General features: G+C 48.3%; 4 tRNA genes (1 of these 4 cut by a window edge). All 4 read right to left on the bottom strand.

From position 1 onward, the window contains the following. A tRNA-Tyr gene (locus DWW96_RS14165) sits at window positions 1–58 on the bottom strand (it extends 60 nt beyond the left edge of the window). A 45-nt stretch (window positions 59–103) separates the two neighbouring features. Further along, a tRNA-Thr gene (locus DWW96_RS13750) sits at window positions 104–176 on the bottom strand. Window positions 177–231: 55 nt separating this feature from the next. Further along, a tRNA-Val gene (locus DWW96_RS13745) sits at window positions 232–304 on the bottom strand. Between the two features lie 76 nt (window positions 305–380). After that, window positions 381–454: transfer RNA gene (locus DWW96_RS13740), tRNA-Asp, on the bottom strand. Window positions 455–511 lie beyond the last annotated feature (57 nt).

The raw sequence follows: 511 nt of genomic DNA, 5'->3' as shown, positions 1-511 counted from the left end.
CGAAGGCGTTGCCAGCAGATTTACAGTCTGTCCCCTTTGGCCACTCGGGAATCTGCCCATTCTTTTAAGGTAAGCCTGACTTCACTTATCATTGCTTACTTAAAGCCGATGAACGGACTCGAACCGTTAACCTGCTGATTACAAATCAGCTGCTCTGCCAATTGAGCCACATCGGCTTATTCTGTTTTATTAACAAGCTTTCCTGCTTATTTTCTTTTTATCTCTCGGTAGTGGGACCTACAGGGCTCGAACCTGTGACCCCCTGCTTGTAAGGCAGGTGCTCTCCCAGCTGAGCTAAGATCCCATGTTTCCTTATACAAAAATAGAGGTCGAGAAAGCCGGCTTTTGCTTTCAACCTCCTCTTTCTCTTCTTTTATTGACGACCCGGATGGGGTTCGAACCCACGACCTCCGCCGTGACAGGGCGGCGCTCTAACCAGCTGAGCCACCGGGCCATTGTACATTCAAAACTGCACACCAACTAATCTTCCAATCTCTTCTTCCTTGGATAA

Origin of the sequence: Eubacterium sp. AF17-7 (assembly GCF_003461285.1) — a bacterium.
Taxonomy (GTDB): domain Bacteria; phylum Bacillota; class Clostridia; order Lachnospirales; family Lachnospiraceae; genus Eubacterium_U; species Eubacterium_U album.
Note: the sequence above shows the minus strand (reverse complement) of the source record. Positions and strands in the feature narration are given on the sequence as shown.